This is a genomic window from Nocardioides panaciterrulae, assembly GCF_013409645.1.
Lineage (GTDB): Bacteria > Actinomycetota > Actinomycetes > Propionibacteriales > Nocardioidaceae > Nocardioides > Nocardioides panaciterrulae.
The window spans coordinates 1072036-1087678 of sequence record NZ_JACCBG010000001.1; the positions used below are offsets into that span (position 1 = coordinate 1072036).

The 15643-nt window shown below is 71.2% G+C and carries 13 protein-coding genes; 12 read left to right on the forward strand and 1 reads right to left on the reverse strand.

Annotated features, from left to right (window positions below; translation table 11 throughout):
- Window positions 1–24: 24 nt before the first annotated feature.
- Window positions 25–1416, reverse strand: coding sequence for a wax ester/triacylglycerol synthase family O-acyltransferase (locus BJZ21_RS05020; protein WP_179662747.1), 1392 nt, complete (start codon window positions 1414–1416; stop codon window positions 25–27).
- Window positions 1417–1558: 142 nt separating this feature from the next.
- Here BJZ21_RS05020 and BJZ21_RS05025 point away from each other — a divergent pair, with 142 nt between their 5' ends.
- From BJZ21_RS05025 to BJZ21_RS05080, 12 genes are all read left to right on the forward strand, one after another.
- A complete protein-coding gene (locus tag BJZ21_RS05025) occupies window positions 1559–1750 on the forward strand; it encodes a hypothetical protein (RefSeq protein WP_179662748.1) in 192 nt (63 codons plus the stop codon).
- An 11-nt stretch (window positions 1751–1761) separates the two neighbouring features.
- The gene (locus BJZ21_RS05030; RefSeq protein ID WP_218851305.1) at window positions 1762–3132 is read left to right on the forward strand and encodes a wax ester/triacylglycerol synthase family O-acyltransferase; all 1371 of its coding nucleotides are present in this window, start codon (window positions 1762–1764) and stop codon (window positions 3130–3132) included.
- A 56-nt stretch (window positions 3133–3188) separates the two neighbouring features.
- Entirely contained in the window at window positions 3189–3566 is a 378-nt protein-coding gene (locus BJZ21_RS05035; RefSeq protein ID WP_218851310.1) for a hypothetical protein, read from the forward strand.
- Window positions 3567–3590: 24 nt separating this feature from the next.
- On the forward strand, window positions 3591–4106 hold the full coding sequence (locus tag BJZ21_RS05040; RefSeq protein ID WP_179662750.1) for an acyl-CoA thioesterase: 516 nt from the start codon (window positions 3591–3593) through the stop codon (window positions 4104–4106).
- Window positions 4107–4183: 77 nt separating this feature from the next.
- Window positions 4184–5653, forward strand: a complete 1470-nt coding sequence (locus BJZ21_RS05045) for an LCP family protein (RefSeq protein WP_179662751.1) — start codon at window positions 4184–4186, stop codon at window positions 5651–5653.
- A gap of 62 nt (window positions 5654–5715) precedes the next feature.
- The gene (locus tag BJZ21_RS05050; RefSeq protein ID WP_179662752.1) at window positions 5716–6675 is read left to right on the forward strand and encodes a glycosyltransferase; all 960 of its coding nucleotides are present in this window, start codon (window positions 5716–5718) and stop codon (window positions 6673–6675) included.
- Window positions 6672–7589 carry a glycosyltransferase gene (locus BJZ21_RS05055; RefSeq protein WP_179662753.1) on the forward strand — a complete coding sequence of 306 codons (918 nt, stop codon included), beginning with the start codon at window positions 6672–6674 and terminating at the stop codon, window positions 7587–7589. The genes BJZ21_RS05050 and BJZ21_RS05055 overlap by 4 nt, the downstream gene beginning before the upstream one ends.
- A gap of 37 nt (window positions 7590–7626) precedes the next feature.
- Window positions 7627–8835, forward strand: coding sequence for a UDP-galactopyranose mutase (gene glf, locus BJZ21_RS05060; protein WP_179662754.1), 1209 nt, complete (start codon window positions 7627–7629; stop codon window positions 8833–8835).
- Window positions 8832–10847, forward strand: a complete 2016-nt coding sequence (locus BJZ21_RS05065) for a glycosyltransferase (RefSeq protein ID WP_179662755.1) — start codon at window positions 8832–8834, stop codon at window positions 10845–10847. The genes glf and BJZ21_RS05065 overlap by 4 nt, the downstream gene beginning before the upstream one ends.
- The gene (locus BJZ21_RS05070; protein WP_179662756.1) at window positions 10844–11737 is read left to right on the forward strand and encodes an ABC transporter permease; all 894 of its coding nucleotides are present in this window, start codon (window positions 10844–10846) and stop codon (window positions 11735–11737) included. The genes BJZ21_RS05065 and BJZ21_RS05070 overlap by 4 nt, the downstream gene beginning before the upstream one ends.
- A complete protein-coding gene (locus BJZ21_RS05075) occupies window positions 11734–12525 on the forward strand; it encodes an ABC transporter ATP-binding protein (RefSeq protein WP_343051965.1) in 792 nt (263 codons plus the stop codon). The genes BJZ21_RS05070 and BJZ21_RS05075 overlap by 4 nt, the downstream gene beginning before the upstream one ends.
- Before the next feature lie 218 nt (window positions 12526–12743).
- Window positions 12744–15623: an FG-GAP-like repeat-containing protein gene (locus BJZ21_RS05080; RefSeq protein ID WP_179662757.1), complete on the forward strand. Its 2880-nt coding sequence runs from the start codon at window positions 12744–12746 to the stop codon at window positions 15621–15623.
- Window positions 15624–15643: the final 20 nt, after the last annotated feature.

Sequence of the window (15643 nt, forward strand, 5' to 3'; positions counted from 1 at the left end):
ACGCTACCGCGAGGCCCCGAGGGGTCAGCCGGTGCGCCGGGTGGTCGCGACCAGCTCGGCCAGCGACCCGGCGATGCCCACGGCCAGCACGTCGAGGTCGGCGGTGCTGTCCCGGTCGCCGGTGATCCCGAAGGTGAGGGTGTCCCGGTAGGAGAACATGGCCACCCCGATGCGCACGCGGTCCGCGATCGGCACGTAGGGCAGCATCTCCAGCGCCTCGCGGCCCAGTGCGTAGAGCGGGGTCCGGGGGCCGGGCACGTTCGTGGTGACGGTCGTGATCTGGTGCTGGGGCAGCCGCCAGCCCAGTCGCAGCCCCCAGGACACCGAGGGGAACGGGCTGAGCTCCGCGGCCTCGGTGATGCTCTCGCCGGCCTCCGGCTCGTGGTGGCCGCGCAGGCCGCGGATCCGGCGGCGGATCGTGGCCAGCCGGGCGACCGGGTCGGCCACGTCCACGGGCAGGAAGGGCAGCATCAGCGACACCCGGTTCTCCAGCACCGACTCCTCGCCGGGGTGGCGGGTCGAGACGGGGACCAGCGAGCGCAGGGTGTGGGCATCGGTGGGCTCCCCCCGGGCGAGCAGGAGGCGCCGGAACCCACCGGTCACCGCCGCGAGGGCGACGTCGTTCACGGTGGCGTCGTACGCCGAGCGGACGGTGAGCAGGTCGTCCATCGGCACTGTGGTCCACGTGTAGCGCCGGTCGCCGCCGAGCGGCCCGGACAGCGAGCTGCGGTGCACGGGCCGGACCGCGCCCCCGAGGGTCAGCAGCCCGCTGGTGGTCCGCGCGGTCGTCCGCACCAGCCGTCGCGGTGTCCGGGCCGCGTGGGCGAGGGTGCCGGCGAGGTGGACCGGGGAGGCGAGCAGCTCGCGGAGCGCGCCGACGGTGACCTCGGCGGTGGAGGCGGAGGACTCGGGGAGCCAGGTGTCGGGGACGCCGGGTCGACGCTCCGGGCTGGGGTCCAGCAGCAGCCGGTAGAGGTCGGTGCCGGAGACGCCGTCCACCACGCTGTGGTGGACCTTGGAGAGCAACGCCCAGCGTCCGTCGGCCAGGCCGGTCCAGAACCAGTACTCCCACAGCGGGCGGGCCCGGTCCATGCGGGTGGTCATCAGCCTGCTGAGCAGCTCCTCGACCTGGCGCCGGCCGCCGGGCGCGGGCACCGTGATCGGGCGCAGGTGGTGGTGGATGTCGAAGTGCTCGTCGTCGACCCAGGCGGGCGCGGCCAGCCCCAGCGGCACCGGCCGCAGCTTCTGCCGGTAGCGGGGGATGAGCGGGAGCCGTCCCACGATCGTCTCCACGAGCTCCTCGTAGGCGGGCGCCGGCCCGGCGAAGACCGCGAGCGACCCGATCGCCAGCGAGGCGTACGGGTCCACGTCCTCGGCCTCGAGGAAGGCGTCGGCCAGCGGGGTCAGTCGCTCCACCCGACCAGCCTCGTCGCGGGCCCGGGCCGCCGCCGGGGGCGGACGTACCCGCCCCTCGGGCCCTTGGGCCCTGTGGGGCCACGGGGCGCCGGGGGGAGCGTGGAGCCGAGCAGCCCACGGCATAAGGAGGACGACCCGCGACATGAGTGACCTGGAGCGCCGGCGCACCGAGGCAGAGGCCCGCGAGACGGCCGGACGGCGCTCCAGCGCCGACCGGGCGCGGCTGTGGGCGAGCCTCAACAAGTACCTGGCCTCGGAGGGGCGGCACGCCCACCGGGTCGCCGAGGAGGAGCGCGCGGCCGGTCGGGACGAGTCCGACCGGCGACGGGACTGACGGGCACCGACGTGCGCAGGACGGTCGCCCCGGTCGACACCATCTGGTTGAACATGGACCGGGCGAACAACCTGATGGTGATCGAGTCCCTGATGACCACCGCCGAGCCGATCGACCCCGCGCGCTTCCTGGAGGTGCTCCGCACCCGGGTGTGCGACCGCTACCCGGTCTTCGGGCAGCGTCCGGTCCCGCCGCGCACGCCGCTGGGGATGCCGCGCTGGGAGGACGTGCCGGACTTCGACCCGGCCACCCACGTGCGGACGCTGCGCCTCGCGGCGCCGGGCGACGTCCGCGCGCTGCAGCGGCACGTCAACCGGTATGTCAGTGTCCCGCTGCCCCGCGACCGTCCGCTGTGGCAGATGCACCTGATCCACGGGTACGACGGGGGCTCGGCGGTGCACTCCCGTCTGCACCACGCAATGGCCGACGGCATCGCGCTGATGAACGTGCTGCTGTCGATGACCGACCCCACGCCGGACGCGCCGCCGTGGGAGCCCCAGCTGGGCGAGCACCGCAGCTCCGGCCCCGTGGGCACGGCCGTGCACGCCGTGGAGTCGGCGGCGGGCACGGCCGGATCCGCCCTGCTGGACCTGCCGCACCTGCTCTCGCCGACCGGCGTCGCCGATGCCGTGACGCTGGCCCGGCAGACCACCGGGATCGCCGCCAAGCTGACCCTCGGCCGGCTGCCCAGGTGCGCCCTGACCGGGGTGCCCGGCCAACGCAAGCACCTGGTCTGGGCGCCGCCGCTCCCGCTCGCCGACGTGGTCGCCGCGGGTCACCGGACGGGCACGACCGTCAACGACGTGCTCACGGCCGCGCTGGCCGGCGCGGTCTCGACCTACCTGCGCGACCACGACGGGGTGGCGGTGGACCTGCCGACGATGGTGCCGGTCAACCTGCGCCCACCCGACGAGCCGCTGCCGCGGGAGCTCGGCAACCGGCTCGCCCTCGTGTTGTTCACGCTGCCGTCCGGACTGGACACGCCGTTCGCGCGGCTCGCCGAGACCAAGCGGCGGATGGACCAGATCAAGCACTCGCCCGAAGCCGTGCTGACCTTCGGACTGATCCGCGGGATCGGCCGGACCGGTCGGGACATCGAGCGCTACCTCGTGGACTTCTTCGCCGCCAAGGCCAGCGGGGTGACCACCAACGTGCCGGGTCCGCGGGCGGCGCGCTACCTGGCGGGTGCCCGGATCACCTCGATGCTGGGCTGGGCGCCCCAGTCCGGGGACCAGACGCTGGGCACCTGCATCTTCACCTACGACGGTCACGTGCACGTGGGCTTCAAGGTCGACGCCGACACCGTCACCCACCCCGAGGAGCTGCTGACCGCCTTCACGGCCGAGATCGAGGCGTTGCTCGGCCTCGCCCGAGCCGTATGAGCGGGGAGGGGCACAGCCCCGCCGCGGAGGGCGCCCCAGCCGCGCCACGGGGCCTGGTGCACGCGACGGTCGACGCCTTCGTCGACAGCACCCGCGCCCTGGTCGAGGCGGTGGCCACCGCCGGCGGCGAGGCGCTCGGCACCCTGCCGACGCCGGTGCCGACCAGCGTCACCCGGATGCTGGTCTCCCTGCGCGGCCTGGTCGACCAGATGCCGCCGCTGACGGCGGAGATCGACGTGGTGGTCCGCGAGCTGCACGCGAAGCGGCTGAGCATCGAGGCGTTGCAGGCCGAGCTGGCCACCCTCGACGAGCAGCTCGAGATCCTCGAGCGGTCGCTGCGGCCGGTGGTGGCGTGGAGCCGGCAGTGGAACCGGCTGCGCCGGTCGCTCACCGACGCGCTGCCCACGGGCGAGGGGACCGGGCCGGCCGACTGAGCGGTGTCGACTAGGTTGCTGGGTATGTCCGGCACCCTGGGTTCCCTGCCTCCGTCGTACGCCCGTGTCTCGCTGGCGATGATCACCTCCAACCGCGAGGCGAACCTGCTCGGCAACATCCACGGCGGCGAGGTGATGAAGCTCGCCGACTCGACGGCCGGGGCGGTGGCCCAGCGGCACAGCGGCGGCCCCGCGGTCACCGCGGCGATGGACGAGATGGCGTTCCTGGAGCCCGTGCACGTGGGTGACATCGTCCGCACCTTCGCCCAGGTGAACTGGGCGGGCCGGTCCTCGATGGAGATCGGGGTGCGGGTGGAGACCCAGCCGTGGAACGACCCGACCGAGCACACCCTGCACGTCGCCTCGGCGTACTTCGTCTTCGTCGCGATCGACCCCAACGGCCGGGCGCGGCCGGTCCCGGGCCTGCAGCCCGAGACACCCGACGAGGTCCGCCGGCACCGGGAGGCCGAGATCCGGCGCGCCCACCGGCTCGCGAAGCGACGTGAGATCGAGACGGGCAGGACGTCCGGCGCGTCGTGACCGGATGTGGCCCCTGTTGCTGGTGATACTGGGCGGGCACCACCCTTCCCCACGCACCACCAGCAGAGAGGCACCCGATGCCGCCCGTCTCTTCCCCCGGGTTGCACGACCGCCAGGGCGCCGCGAGCTCCCGCGCCGACGAGCGCGCCGCCCGGGTCCGGTTCCGTCGCGCCATGGCGTTGATGTTGATGACCCTGATCGTCCCGGGCTCCGCGCAGCTGGTGGCGGGCAACCGGAAGGTCGGCCGCATCGCCCTGCGCATCTGGTTGGTCCTGGTCGTCGGCTTCCTCGCGACCCTGGTCGTGGGCGTCGCCTGGCACGAGCTGGTCTTCTGGCTGGTGTCCAACACCCTGCTGCTGGGGCTGCTGCGGATCGCCCTGATGGCCGGCGCGATCGGGTGGGCCCTGCTGTTCGTCGACGCCTGGCGGATCGGTCAGCCGCTGACGCTGTCGATGGGCCACCGGCGCGCGGCCGTGGGCCTCAACGGCGTGCTGTGCCTGTCGGTCGCCGGGAGCCTGCTGTTCGGGGCGCACCTGGTGGGCGTGCAGCGCGACTTCATGCTGAGCATGTTCGGCAGCGGCACGGTCAGCGGCGCCCACGACGGTCGCTTCAACGTGCTGCTGATGGGCGGCGACTCCGGCGCCGGCCGATGGGGGCTGCGCACCGACTCGATGACGGTCGCCAGCATCGACGAGCAGACCGGCAAGACCGTGCTGATCGGCGTGCCGCGCAACATGACCAACTTCCCGTTCGCACCGCACTCGCAGATGGCGAAGTACTGGCCCAAGGGCTTCAACTGCGGCTACCCGGCGTGCGAGCTCAACGGCGTCAACACCTGGGTCGGCGACAACCTGGACAAGTTCAAGGGCGTGAAGGACCCCGGTGTGACCGCCACGATCTCGGCGATCGAGGGCATCACCGGGCTGAAGATCAACTACTGGGCGATGGTGAACCTCCAGGGCTTCAAGGACCTGGTGGACGCCGTCGGCGGTGTCACGCTCAACGTCCGCCAGCCCATCCCGGTCGGTGGCCTCGGGGACGACGTCGTGGGCTACATCCAGCCGGGCGTGCGCAAGCTCGACGGGCACGACACCCTCTGGTTCGCCCGGTCGCGCGACGGCTCGGACGACTACTCGCGGATGGCCCGGCAGAAGTGCGTGATGAGCGCGATGCTGAGCCAGATCAGCCCGCAGGTGGCGGTGCGCAACTTCGAGAAGATCGCCAAGGCGAGCTCGGCGATGATCTCCACCGACGTCCCGGCCAGCGAGGTCGACCGGTTCATCTCGCTCGCCCTCAAGGCCAAGAGCCAGAAGATCGCCACGCTCTCGCTGGTGCCGCCGCTGGTGAACACCGCCCACCCGGACATCGCGCTGATCCAGCGCAAGGTCGCGGAGGCGGTCGACCCCTCCGCGGGGACCGGCACGCCGAAGTCGGCGGGCCACCACCGGCACAAGCAGGCGCCCCAGCAGGTCACCGGCGGCTCCCTCGGCTCGCTGAGCACCGGCTACGCCGCCAACCACTCCGAGGACCTCGCCGCCTCCTGCTGACCGATCGACCCGAGGGCGGGTGGTTTCGTGGAGTCGCTCGCGCGGCCCCTAGGGTGTGAGCCGTGACCGAGCCGACGACGTCTCCCCGCGTGGTGGCGGTGGTGGTGACGTTCAACCGGCTCCCGCTGCTGCAACGCCTCGTGGCCCGGCTGCGCGAGGTGCCGCAGGTCGACGAGGTCCTGGTGGTGGACAACGCCTCCACGGACGGCACCGGTGAGTGGCTCGCCGGGCTGGAGGGGCAGGTGGATCCCTCCGAGGTGCAGATGGCCGCGGTGACGCCGGTCCTCGGGCGCACGCTGGACCGCAACCGAGGGGGCGCCGGGGGCTTCCACGACGGCCTGGCCTGGGCGATGGAGCGGGGCGCCGACCTCGCGTGGCTGATGGACGACGACGGGCTGCCGGACCCCGACTGCCTGGCGACGCTGCTCCAGCGGCGCGACGAGCTCGACTTCTGGGGCCCGGTGGTGGTCGCCGAGGACGACCCCACGCGGCTGGTCTTCCCGATCCGGCTGCCCGGCGGCACCAGGGTCGTGCACCGCATCGACGAGGTGGTGGGCGCGGCGGCCGACGGAGTGGTCCGCGACGTGGTGATCCCCTTCAACGGGGTCCTGGTCACCCGCGAGCTGGTCGAGCGGATCGGGCTGGTCCGCGAGGAGTTCTTCATCTGGGGCGACGACCACGAGTACCGCCTGCGGGCCGAGCGCGCCGGCGCCCGCACCGCCACCGTGGTGGGCGCGCGCGTGCGCCATCCGCGGGTCGGCGACCTCGGCACCCCGATGATGCTCGGACGGACCACCTACAACCACAGCCCCAGCGACCTCAAGCACTACTGCATGGCGCGCAACAACCTGCTCAACCTGCGCGACTACCGCGGCTGGCCGCACGCCCTCGCCTTCGTCGTGAAGACCGTGTGGTTCTACACGCTCACCCGGCCGTCCGCGTCGCGGCTGTGGCTGAGCGCGCGGGCCATGCTCGCCGGGTTGCGCGGCGACTTCACCGGCCACGAGAGGTTCCTGCGGTGAGCGCCGGCAGTCGGGAGAGCGTCGCGGTCGTCATCGTGACCTTCAACCGGGCCGCGCTGCTCGTCGGGATGCTCGACGCGCTGGCGGCCCAGACGCGCCGCCCGGACGCCGTCTACGTCGTCGACAACGCCTCGACCGACCACACCCGGGCCGTCCTCGACGCCCGGACCGACCTCCCGCTGCACGTGACGACCACGCCCGAGAACCTCGGCGGCGCCGGCGGCTTCCACCTCGGCGTCTCCCAGGCGCACGAGGCCGGATTCGACCGGATCTGGCTGGTCGACGACGACGTGGTCCCGGCGCCCGACTGCCTCGAGGTGCTGATGGCGCAGGACGAGGCCTGCCTGCTCTCGGTCCGCGAGGACCGTGCCGGCCACCTGGTCGAGAAGGCAGCCACCCACTTCGACCTGCGCAACCCGCTGGCGATCAAGCCCAAGACCCGGACGGTCGAGACCGACTGGGGCACCCGGGCGGCCATGCCCGAGCGGGTCGAGATCCAGAATGTCGCCTTCGAGGGCTTCATGGTCCGCCGCGAGGTCGTCGACACGATCGGGCTGCCGGACCCGTCGTTCTTCATCTTCTACGACGACGTCGACTTCGCCCTGCGGAGCCGGCGCGCCGGCTTCCGGATCTGGGGCGTCCGCGACGCGGTCCTGGTGCGCCAGCTCGACTTCGACCAGCAGCACGACCTCGCCGGCTGGAAGGGGTTCTACATGTTCCGGAACCTCTTCGTGGTTCACTTCCGGTACGGCGAGAACAGGCTGGTGCGCCTCAAGCCGTACCTCATCGCGGCCGCCGTGGTCGCGTTGAGCCCGATCCGCGGGGGACGGGCCGAGGCCGGCAACGTGATCCGGGCCATCACCTCCGCCCGCAGCATGCGTCGCGTGCCCGACCCCGGCCCCCCGCGTCGCTAGACTTGCCGCCGCGTCACAACCGTCAGGAGCTCTCCCCTTGCCCCTCTCCGAGTCGTCCGTCCCCGAGTCCGTCCCCGACCTGGTCGTCGTCGGCTCCGGCTTCTTCGGCCTGACCGTCGCCGAGCGCTGCGCCACCGAGCTCGGACTCAAGGTCCTGGTCCTCGAGCGGCGCCACCACCTCGGCGGCAACGCCTACAGCGAGGCGGAGCCCGAGACCGGCATCGAGGTGCACGTCTACGGCGCGCACCTCTTCCACACCTCCAACGAGAAGGTCTGGGAGTACGTCAACCGGTTCACGACGTTCACGAACTACCGGCACCGGGTCTTCGCGCGCTACCAGGGCCAGGTCTACTCCTTCCCGATGAACCTGGGCCTGATCAACCAGTTCTTCGGCAAGAGCCACACCCCCGACGAGGCCCGAGCGCTGATCGCCGAGCAGGCCAGCGAGATCGCGACCGAGGACGCCACCAACCTCGAGGAGAAGGCGATCAGCCTGATCGGCCGCCCGCTCTACGAGGCGTTCGTCAAGGGCTACACCGCCAAGCAGTGGCAGACCGATCCGACCGAGCTGAGCGCCGAGATCATCACCCGGCTCCCGGTCCGCTACACGTTCAACAACCGCTACTTCAACGACAAGTACGAGGGCCTGCCCACCGACGGCTATACCGCGTGGCTGCAGCGGATGGCCGACCACCCGAACCTCGAGGTCCGCCTCGAGACCGACTTCTTCGATGTCGCCGAGGAGTTCAAGGGCAAGGTCCCGATCGTCTACACCGGACCAGTCGACGAGTACTTCGGCAACTCCGAGGGCCGGCTGTCGTGGCGCACCGTCGACCTCGAGCCCGAGGTGATGCAGGTCGACGACTTCCAGGGCACGTCCGTGATGAACTACAACGACCGTGAGGTCCCGTTCACGCGGATCCACGAGTTCAAGCACTTCCACCCCGAGCGGGAGTACCCCGACGCGAAGGGGAAGACCGTCGTCGTGCGGGAGTACTCCCGCGCCGCGGAGGTCGGCGACGAGCCGTACTACCCCATCAACACCGCCGAGGACCGGGAGAAGCTGCTGAAGTACCGCGAGCTGGCCAAGAAGGAGCCGATGGTGCTGTTCGGGGGCCGGCTGGGCACCTACAAGTACCTCGACATGCACATGGCGATCGGCTCGGCGCTGTCGATGTTCGAGAACAAGCTCAGGCCGCACTTCGCCGACGGAGCCGCCCTGACGAGCGGAGGAGTGGACGAATGAGCCCCTCGACCCGGCTGCTCCAGCGGCAGATCCTGCCCACCGACCGTGACAGCGACGTCTTCGCGCTGTACGTCGACCCCGACCCCGCGATCCTGGATGCGGACAAGTACGAGGTCGGCACCAACCGCAACGCCCGCGACCTGAACGCGGTGGCGATGCGCCAGTCGATCGCCTCCGGCGAGGGGATCCACCTCGACCAGATCGAGTCGCGCACCGCCCTGCGGGTCAAGGCGGGGCAGCGGCTCTCGTTCGGCACCTACTTCAACGCGTTCCCCGCGAGCTACTGGCGCCGGTGGACGGTCGTCTCGGCGGTCACCCTGAGGGTCAAGGTCGTCGGCCGTGGCGCGTCCGTGGTCGTCTACAAGTCGATGGCCAACGGCCGCTCCCAGCGTGTCGACTCCGCCTCCACGGGCAGCCAGGTCGAGGGGACCTTCGAGTTCGAGCTCTCGCTGAAGCCCTTCGTCGACGGCGGCTGGTACTGGTACGACGTGACCGCCGGCGACGAGGAGGTCCTCGTCGAGTCCGCCGAGTGGTCGGCGGAGGTGCCCGAGGACCGGGCGGCTCACGGGACCGTCGACATCGCCATCACCACGATGAACCGCCCGGACTTCTGCGCCAAGCTGCTCACCCAGCTCGGCGAGGACGAGGTGCTGCGGCCCTACCTCGACACGGTCTTCGTGATGGAGCAGGGCACCAAGAAGGTCGTGGACTCCCCGGACTTCGCCAAGGCCGAGGGGCTGCTCGGCTCCGTCCTGCGGGTCATCGAGCAGGGCAACCTCGGGGGCTCGGGCGGCTACGCCCGCGGCCAGCTGGAGTCGGTCCGCAAGGGCACCGCGACCTACGCGATGATGATGGACGACGACGTCGTCTGCGAGCCCGAGGGCGTCATCCGTGCCGTCACCTTCGGCGACCTCGCCCGCCGCCCCACGATCGTGGGCGGGCACATGTTCAGCCTGTTCTCGCGCTCGCGGCTGCACAGCTTCGGCGAGATCGTGCAGCCGTGGCGGTTCTGGTGGGAGTCGGCGCCGGGAGTCTTCGGCGACTGGGACTTCGCGGCCCGCAACCTCCGCTCGGCGCGCTGGCTGCACCAGCGCATCGACGTCGACTTCAACGGCTGGTTCATGTGCCTGATCCCGCGCCAGGTGCTGGCCGAGATCGGGCTCTCGCTGCCGGTCTTCATCAAGTGGGACGACTCCGAGTTCGGGCTGCGCGCCAAGGAGGCGGGCTACCCGACGGTGACCTTCCCGGGGGCCGCGGTGTGGCACGTGCCGTGGACCGACAAGAACGACGCCCTGGACTGGCAGGCCTACTTCCACCAGCGCAACCGGTTCATCGCCGCCCTGCTGCACTCGCGGTACCCCAAGGGTGGCCGGATGATCCGGGAGAGCCGCAACCACCAGATCAAGCACCTGGTCTCGATGCAGTACTCCACCGTCGAGCTGCGTCACCAGGCCCTGGAGGACGTCCTCGCCGGCCCCGACCACCTGCACGAGGTGCTCGGCACGAAGCTGGCCGAGGTCAACGCGTTCCGCAAGCAGTTCTCCGACGCCCGGCTCGAGGCCGACCCGGACGCGTTCCCGCCCGTGCGTCGCAAGAAGCCGCCGCGCAAGGGGCGCGAGGACACCGGCCTTCCCGGCCGCTGGTCGCAGCTGGTCACCGCCGGCCTGGCGCCGGTCCGCCAGCTCACCCGCGCCCGGGAGCTCTCGCGCGAGCACCCCGAGGTGGAGATCAAGGCGATGGACGCCAAGTGGTACCACCTCACCCGCTTCGACTCGGCGATCGTGTCGATGAACGACGGCGCCTCCGCCGCGCTCTACCAGCGCGACCCGGAGAAGTTCCGCGAGCTCGCCGCGAAGACCATCGAGATCCACGAGCGGCTCCGGCGCGAGTGGCCCAGGCTGGCGCAGGAGTACCGCGCCAAGCTCGGCGAGATCACCTCGCCGGAGGCCTGGGAGCAGACGTTCCGGCCGTGGACGCAGGGGGACGACACCCCCGGGGAGGGTGATCGATGAGCCAGACCGCTCGCGCGGTCCACGTCGTCGACGAACCCCTGGCCCCTCCGTCCGCCAACCAGGGGCTGTTCGAGGTCTTCCGGCGCCGCTACCTGCTCAAGCTGCTGGTCCGCCGCGAGATCGCCGCGCGCTACCAGGGGTCGTTCCTGGGCCTGCTGTGGTCCTACATCAACCCGCTCAGCCAGTTCTTCATCTACTGGTTCGTGATCGGCTACATCATGGGCACGCACAAGAATGTGGAGAACTTCCCGGTCCACATCTTCGCGGGCCTGATCGTGGTGCACTTCTTCACCGAGACCTTCAACGCCGGCACCCGCTCGATCGTGCGCAACAAGTCGCTGGTCAAGAAGATGGCGCTGCCCCGGGAGACCTTCCCGGTGGCCTCGATGCTGGTCTCGCTCTACCACGTGGGGCCGCAGCTGTTGATCCTCGTGATCGCCTGCCTGTGCTTCGGGTGGACCCCTGACCCGATGGGCATGGTCGCGGCGCTGCTCGCGGTCCTGGTGATCATGCTGCTCGGCACGGGCATGGCCCTGCTCTTCGCCGCCGCGAACGTGTTCTTCCGCGACTTCTCCAGCGCCGTGAACATCCTGACCAACTTCGTGCGGTTCGGCGTGCCGATGATCTACCCCTACACCAAGATCACCACGAACTTCCCGCAGTACGTCGACGTCTACCTCTCGAACCCGATCGCGGACGCGGTGCTGCTGATGCAGCGGGCCTTCTGGGTGGGGACGACGGAGAACCCGGCGCAGACGGCCAGGGTCGACCTGCCGTCGAACCTGTTCGGGTTGGGCCTCTACGCCGTGGGCGTCTCGGTCGTGATCCTGCTGTTCGGGCAGCTGATCTTCTCCCGCCTGCAGAACCGCATCCCGGAGCGTCTCCAGTGACCGAGTCGATCGTGGTGCAGGACGTGGTCAAGACGTTCACCCTGCGCTACCACCGCACCTTCAAGCAGATGACCGTGGCCATGCTCAAGGGCCACGACATCAGTGACGACTTCAACGCCCTCGACGGGGTCTCGTTCAAGGTCCAGCAGGGCGAGTCGATCGGCCTGATGGGCCTCAACGGCTCCGGCAAGAGCACGCTGCTGAAGCTGATCAACGGGATCATGAAGCCCGACTCGGGGTCGGTGCTCACCCGGGGCCGGATCGCCGGCCTGATCGCCACCGGCGCCGGCTTCCACCCGCAGCTCACCGGCCGGGAGAACGTCTACCTCAACGCCGCCATCCTGGGCATGACCGAGGCCGAGACGAGGCGGAAGTTCGACGAGATCGTGGACTTCGCCGACATCGGCCGGCACCTCGACGCGCCCGTCGGCAACTACTCCTCGGGCATGTTCGCGCGGCTGGGCTTCTCCGTGGCGATCCACGTCGACTCCGACATCTTCCTCGCCGACGAGGTGCTGGCGGTGGGGGACAAGCCCTTCAAGAAGAAGTGCATGGAGAAGATGGCGGAGGTCCGCCACAGCGGCCGGACCCTCTTCTACGTCAGCCACGCCGCGGGGTCGGTCCGCAAGATGTGCGACCGCGTCATCGTGCTCGAGCAGGGCCGGGTCGGCTTCGACGGCGACGTCGACGAGGGCATCCGCTACCTCAAGTACGACTCCGACAAGGACAGCGAGAACCCCGAGGACGAGGAGACGACCGAGGACGACGAGCTCGGCGCCGACGTCTAGTCCGTTCCGGGCCCGGTCGGGCCGACAGGGGCTGCGCGCGTGTCGGATGGGGTTTTTGGGGCTGGTGGGGCAGTCTGGACTTGACAAATCCCAGATCCAGCGGCGTGTCGAGTGGAAATTACACTGTTGTAGTTACTCGGGTTCTCTTCCCGGCAGCGTGTGACTCATGTGAAAGTTGCGCCACGTGTGAAACTTCCCCCGCACTGGAGCTGCCGCCGATGCCCCCTAGCAAGTCGCGTTTCGTCACCGCCTGCCAGCAGATCCTGGCCCTCGGTGTCGTCCTCGCCGCCCTCACCCCCGCCGCCAGCGTCATCAACCTCGACGTGGTCGGCGAGCACCCCGCGGCCGCGCGAGGCGGGGCCCAGCCGAGCCCGGTGGCCGCGTTCGCGGCGTACACCCGCGCGTCGGCCAGGCCGTCCCGGGTGCCGACCACGACCGTGGACCCCAAGGTGCACTCCTACTCGCTGACCGCCCCCCTGGGTGCCCGGGTCAGCCCCTCGCAGCTGGCCGGCCGGGTGCGGGTCACCGGGGGCTCGACCTGGCTGACCAGCACGCCGGAGCCGGTGACCGGCTACGGCGCCGTCGGCGTCACCTGGGCGCACGGCGTCCAGGTGCCCCAGGACCAGCTGGGCTTCCAGGCCCGCACCCGCACCGACGGGCAGTGGTCGAAGTGGCTGGACCTGTCCTACGACGCCGACCACGGTCCCGACCCGGGCAGCGCGGAGGCGAAGCGCGCCCGCCCCGGCACCGACGTCCTGCTGATCGGCAAGGTCGACCAGGTCCAGGTCCGGGCGCGGGCCGCCCACGGCCGGGCCATGCCGGTCGACATGCGGCTCGCGGTGGTCGACCCGGGCAAGGCGGCCCACTCGGCGACCGAGCACGCGGCGCTGGACACCGGCGCCATGGACGGCAGCACGGAGCCCGCCGCGTCGACGCCGGCCTCCTCCTCCGCCGGCGCCGACAGCTCCGCCTCCTCCGAGGCCGCCGGCGGCTCCGACGCCGCCTCGCTGTCCGCGGCCGTCTACACCCCCAAGCCGGTGATCTACTCCCGTGCGCAGTGGGGCGCCGACGAGCGGATGCGCGACAAGAGCTCGCTGCACTACTACGAGGTGCACGCGGGCTTCGTCCACCACACGGTGAACGCCAACGACTACACCCGAGCCGAGGTGCCGGGGATCATCCGGTCGATCTACGCCTACCACACCCAGTCCCGGGGGTGGAGCGACATCGGCTACAACTTCGTCGTCGACCGGTTCGGCCGCATCTGGGAGGGCCGGTACGGCGGGGTCGACCGCCCGGTCGTCGGCGCCCACACGCTGAACTACAACGACTACGCCTTCGCGATGTCCGCGATCGGCAACTACGACATCCACCGGCCGTCCAAGGCGATGGTGCAGGCCTACGGCGCGCTCTTCGCCTGGAAGCTCTCGCTGCACGGCGTCGACGCCGCGTCGACCAAGCAGTGGGTGGGCTCGAGGTACTTCGAGGCGATCAACGGGCACCGGGACGCGGCCTCCACCGCGTGCCCCGGCCGCTACCTCTACGCGAAGATCCCCCGGATCCGGAGGCTCGCCGCGGCCGCCCAGCAGGGCTGGTCGGGCCGCGAGCTGGAGTCCGACCTCGCCGCCACGCCGTACCCCGACCTGATCGTCCGGCGCGCCAGCGACGGACAGGGCGTCGTCCTGCCCACCGGGGGCCTGACCGCCTTCGAGGCACCCGAGACGCTCGACATCGCCGACACCGACCGCGTGGTGGCGTCCCCGGACCTGACCGGAGACGGCTACGGCGACCTGGTCGTGCGCACCTCGGACGGGACCTCGCAGGTCTACCCCGGCAACGGTGCCGGCGCCTTCGGTGACCCCGTCGCGCCCACCCACCGGCTCGCCCGGCGGGACCTGGTCACGGCGGTCGGCGACCTCGACGGGGACGGTCACAACGACCTGGTCGCCCGGCGCCCCAAGGACGGACGCCTCGAGATCTACCGCGGCAACGGCCACGGCGCCTTCTCGCGCCGACTGCTGGCCGTCGACGGGTCGTCGTACGACGCGCTCGCCGCCACCGGCGACCTCGACGGCAACGGCCACGCGGACCTGTTGGCGCGCGACGACTCCGGCCGCCTGTGGCGGTTCCCCGGACTCGGCGGTCGCAAGCTCGGCACGCCCGTCCAGGTCCCCGGCAGGTGGGGGCAGTACGCGACCCTCACCGGCTACGGCGACTTCAACGGCGACGGCCACGGCGACCTGTTCGTCGCGCCGAAGGGGAAGGCCGGGCGGATCCGGACGGGCCGGGCCAACGGGACCTTCGCTCCCGGGACCGGGTCGGTGACCCAGGTCGCGCGGGCGACCTCGGTGACCGCGGTCGACCTGACCGGCAGCGCGGCGCCCGACCTGGTGGCCACGACCGGGAGCAGCCTGCAGCTGCTGCCCAACACCGGACGCACCGAGCTCGGCCGTCCGATCGAGACCGGCATGAACCTGAAGGCCGACGACCTGGTGCTGAACGCGGGCGACTGGAACCGCGACGGCTTCGGCGACGTGATCGTGCGGATCCGCAGGACCGGGACGCTGAAGCTGCGGCTCGGGGACGGCCAGGGCCACTTCGGCCGGCCGGAGACGATCGGCAAGGGCTTCGGCCGGGTGAGCCTGCTCGCCGCGGTCGGCGACATGACCGGGGACGGGTGGCCGGACCTGATGGGCCAGCCGCGCGGTGACGCGATGCGCATCTACCCGGGCAACGGCACCGACGGGCTCCAGGCGAGCTACGTGGCGCACGGCGCGATCTCCGCCGGCAGCCAGGTCGCGGTCGGCCGGTGGGACGGCGACGGGGCACCCGACAGCCTGTTCCGGAGCGGCGACAAGCTGGCGCTCTACCCCGGCAACGGGCCGGGTGGGCTGACCAACCCCGAGGCGCTCGGGCTGGACCTGTCCCACTACGACTGGGTGGTCGGGATCAGCGACGAGAACCTGACCGGGCACCCCGACCTGCTGGTCCGCTCGAAGCGGAACGGGCGCCTCTGGCTGATCCCGGGCACCACCGACGGGTTCGGCAAGAGGCGGTACCTCGGCGGCGGGATGGGGGCCTACGACCTGGCCGGGTGACCGGTCACGATCCTGGCCCG

Excerpts from the sequence above, each read along its gene's own strand:
- BJZ21_RS05070 (WP_179662756.1), top strand. The coding sequence starts at position 10,844 with ATGAGCCAGACCGCTCGCGCGGTCCACGTCGTCGACGAACCCCTGGCC.
- BJZ21_RS05080 (WP_179662757.1), top strand. The coding sequence starts at position 12,744 with ATGCCCCCTAGCAAGTCGCGTTTCGTCACCGCCTGCCAGCAGATCCTG.
- BJZ21_RS05025 (WP_179662748.1), top strand. The coding sequence starts at position 1,559 with ATGAGTGACCTGGAGCGCCGGCGCACCGAGGCAGAGGCCCGCGAGACG.
- BJZ21_RS05040 (WP_179662750.1), top strand. The coding sequence starts at position 3,591 with ATGTCCGGCACCCTGGGTTCCCTGCCTCCGTCGTACGCCCGTGTCTCG.
- BJZ21_RS05045 (WP_179662751.1), top strand. The coding sequence starts at position 4,184 with ATGCCGCCCGTCTCTTCCCCCGGGTTGCACGACCGCCAGGGCGCCGCG.
- BJZ21_RS05065 (WP_179662755.1), top strand. The coding sequence starts at position 8,832 with ATGAGCCCCTCGACCCGGCTGCTCCAGCGGCAGATCCTGCCCACCGAC.